Raw genomic sequence first — 3,488 nt, forward strand, 5'->3', positions numbered from 1 at the left:
CACCCGCCTCGCTGACCAGATCATCCACCTGGAGCGCGGGCAGATCGTGGCGGGAGGGCAGGGACAAGGGACAACATAAGAGGGCTCCAGACGTGTCAGTCAGAAAGTCTCGCGCAACGATTGCGCAGAGCGGCCAAGGCCACAGACAGACGCCGATCACCATCGGCATCCGGTGTCGGACCATAACGCTGGGCCAGATAGATTTCACGCACAGATTCCCGCTGATCCTCTGGCAACCGCTGCCAGAACAAACTCTCCACTCCCGGTCGCTCGTCTTTTAATCCCACAGTACGCAAAGCGCGCAGCGCGCGCTGGCGCCAATATCCGACATCCCTACCCGCCCGATAGCGGCGCCACAATATCCATGCCATCAGCAGCGAAGCACTGACCACTCCCAGCGACCAGTAAGTCAGCGTCGCGTGTCGATACCACCCCCGTGCTTTCGGCCAGTGTGGCGCATAGGCAGACGACTGCGCAATCTGCATGATTCGCGTACCCGCCGACGTCCAGAGAGCGCGCTGTTTGGCCGGCGTCAGGTCGATAACCATATTAAGCCACTGCCATTGCATCCAGTCCCAGAGTTGTAGCGCCCCAGGCACTACCGCGGGGGCTAATATACCGGTCTTGCTGCCACCCTGACCAGATATCGTCGCCGGCGTCGCATCCAGGCGTACCCAACCTTGTCCCGGTAGCCAAGCCTGCACCCAGGCATGGGCCATGCTCTGCCGCACAATCCAATAGTTACCCGCCGGGTTATACTCGCCACCGTGATACCCCATCACCACCCGTGCCGGAATTCCGTCCAAGCGGAGCAGCAGAGCCAATCCCCCGGCGTAGTATTCGCAAAAACCAGTATGGGTATGGAGCAAAAAATCCGCCATGCTTTGCCCATGGGGATAACCTGCTGGCTCCTGCAGGCTGTACCGGAAAGAAGAGTCATGAAACCAGTGCAGCAGGCGCTGCACCACCACAGCATCGCTGCCACCCGCAAAATGCGCCGCCAGTGCCCGTAGTTTCGGACTCGTCGTGTCGGGCACCTGCAAAGCTGCGGTGCGCTCCGCCGCAGAGAGCACACGTGGTGCGGCAGGTGCAGACCAGACCATATAGCGTATGGGCAAGCCGGAGGCCTTGTTCAGACGCAAGACACCACCTGCCTGCTGCCGGTAGGTAACTGGAATATTCAGACGATAAGGCGTAGCTAAGGCAAACAGATAATCACTATTATCCGGGCTTAGAACGATTTCCTGTCGAATGCCCGTGGTTCCGGTGCCGACACCTGTAGATGCAGCACCTCGCACCCTGGCGACAGGTGAATCCGCTACCCACGTCCGGCCTTCATCGCGCCAAAGGATCGCTCCCACCCAATATAAATCCTCCGGATCGGCCGACTGCGGAATGATCTGTGCCCGGAAAGCCGTGGTGGAGTCGAGGGCCAAGCGGGTAATACTGTCAGGCGACAAATCCGCGCTGAAACCCGAATGCGCCGCCCCCTGTGGTGGTGTCCAGGCCCAGAGCGGCGTCGGCGTGCGCGGCAACATCAGAAAAAAAATGGCCGTCACTGGCAACAGCATCAGCAGAAAGATCAGACTAAAGGCCAGCATATAGCGGAAATCCCGCCAGTGCAGCCCTTCTAATGCGCGCGCTACCGCTGCATCGGCCAGGGGCTGCCAAAGTAATCCCAGCAAGGACAGATATAAGGCCGCCAATAGAAAAATACCGAGCAGAACATCCACGCGCAGCCACGCAGCCACCCCCATACCCAGCAGCACCAGCGCCGCCACCTGATAAAAGTCGCGCTGACTGCGTATTTCCAGTGCCTTCACCGCCAGCAGCACCAGCACTGCCTGACTGGCCATCGCCAGCCAGTTGCCCCATCCGGTCAGCAGCAACGCCAGCGTCAGCAGAAAAAGGCCCAGCATCCAGCGTTGCGCCGCACTAAACCAGGGCAGGCGCCCATGCCAAGCCCCATACAGCCCTAAACCGGTCGCCGCGATCCAAACCACTGTGGCCCAGAGCGCTGCCTCCGAACCCAGCGCGAGGAGCAAAAAGACACCCATCAACGCCGCCAGTAAGGAGCTCACAATACGCGCGGGAAACCGCAGCCCAGGCGTCATCAGCCCCCCCTTCCCGGATGCGGCAAGCGCCGCAACCATTGTCCGGCCATGCGCAACCCCAGAGGCAGGGGAGCACGCTGCTCGACCTCCCGGAATATCGGTAAAGGAGGCTGTTGCGCCAGCAGCAGCAAGGCTTGATCCAGGCCCGATCTTCCGCGACCCGTAATCATCCCGCCAGGCATCCGTAGTTGCCACGCCCAGCCCCGTTCCAACGCGATCTCCAGCGCCGCGCGGAGTATTTGCAGGCGCTGCTCCACTGGCCAGTGTTGCAGCGCCGCATCTTCCCAGTCGAGCAAGATCCGTCGCTGCCCTGCCTCCTCCCGCTCCCGGGTAGGCAAGCGCAACTCCCCCTGCGCGCCTAAAGACCAGTCCACCCGACGCCAGACTACAGCACCCAGCCCTTCTCCGGGCAGACGCTCCCGCACCCAGAGCAGATCACCGCTGCCACCGGGCTCACCCCCTTCAGCCTCCTGCTGACCCAGATCTGCCGGCAGCAACGATGGCTCGCCCGCGGTGGGAGCCACCCAGGGCTGGTCCGCTGACTCCACCGTCAGGTGCAGACCTCGCCAGACAAAAGCAAAGGGAAAGGCGGAACCCATCCGTAGAGGGGGTAAGGGCGGCTGACCGCGTAGCGGCGGGTGCCAGGGCAGCGCAACCAAGGCTTGCTGACGCGCGCCCACTCGAGTCAGAGTGCATTGCGCATCACCCAGACGCAGTTCCAGCAGCCACAGGGGCCAGGGGCGTGGATTATAAATGCGCAGGAGCAGGTCGCCCTGCTCTCCTGCGGTAAAAATCTGGCCGGGCAGCACAGCGGCATGCACCCGCCAGAGGTTGCCGATGGCGACAAAACCGGAAAGCACCATGATGGCCAGCATCATGGAAACCAGCAAGAACAAGACATTATTACCGGTGTTCACGGCAGAAAAGCCGAGGGCCAGGGTCAGCCCGACAAAGACCTTACCAGGACGGGAAAGACGTACCTCCCGCCGTTTGCGACTCACGGACCAAAACCCCAGGTATCCTGCATCAGCAGTGCCGTCAGTTCATCGCCGCCCAGCGATGCGCTGGACAGCAAACGATGTCCCAGCACCGGTACCGTCACCGCGCGCAGATCATCGGGTGTCACAAAATCCCGGCCCGCCAGAAAAGCCCAGGCCTGTGCGCTCGCCTTGAGCGCCAGCAAACCTCGTGGCGACAACCCAGTCCGCACCCGCGCATCCTCACGACTGCGTTGCGCCAGGGCCAAAAGCATTTCCTGTAGTTCCGGACTCAGGAATACCGCCGCAACCGCTGCCTGCCACTGGCGCAGCAGCGCGGCATCGGCCAAGGCTTGCAGATCGGCGGGCCGTCGATTTTCCCCAGCCAACAACCGCC

At 62.0% G+C, this 3,488-nt stretch carries 3 protein-coding genes; all 3 read right to left on the reverse strand.

Translation table 11 applies throughout. The features are described 5' to 3' along the window. Positions 1 to 95: 95 nt before the first annotated feature. Positions 96 to 2,114, reverse strand: coding sequence for a transglutaminase family protein (locus tag HF921_RS10680; protein WP_064219537.1), 2,019 nt, complete (start codon positions 2,112 to 2,114; stop codon positions 96 to 98). After that, positions 2,114 to 3,115 carry a hypothetical protein gene (locus HF921_RS10685; RefSeq protein WP_215892686.1) on the reverse strand — a complete coding sequence of 334 codons (1,002 nt, stop codon included), beginning with the start codon at positions 3,113 to 3,115 and terminating at the stop codon, positions 2,114 to 2,116. Before HF921_RS10685 ends, HF921_RS10680 begins: the two co-directional genes overlap by 1 nt. Next, positions 3,112 to 3,488, reverse strand: a 377-nt coding sequence (locus HF921_RS10690; RefSeq protein WP_404813117.1) for an AAA family ATPase, incomplete at its 5' end; no start/stop codon positions are given. The genes HF921_RS10690 and HF921_RS10685, both read right to left, overlap by 4 nt.

It is taken from the genome of Acidithiobacillus ferriphilus (assembly GCF_018854775.1).
Taxonomy (GTDB): domain Bacteria; phylum Pseudomonadota; class Gammaproteobacteria; order Acidithiobacillales; family Acidithiobacillaceae; genus Acidithiobacillus; species Acidithiobacillus ferriphilus.

What these genes read in the sequence shown, in the direction of transcription:
- HF921_RS10680 (WP_064219537.1), bottom strand. Translation starts at nt 2,114, where the DNA reads ATGACGCCTGGGCTGCGGTTTCCCGCGCGTATTGTGAGCTCCTTACTG.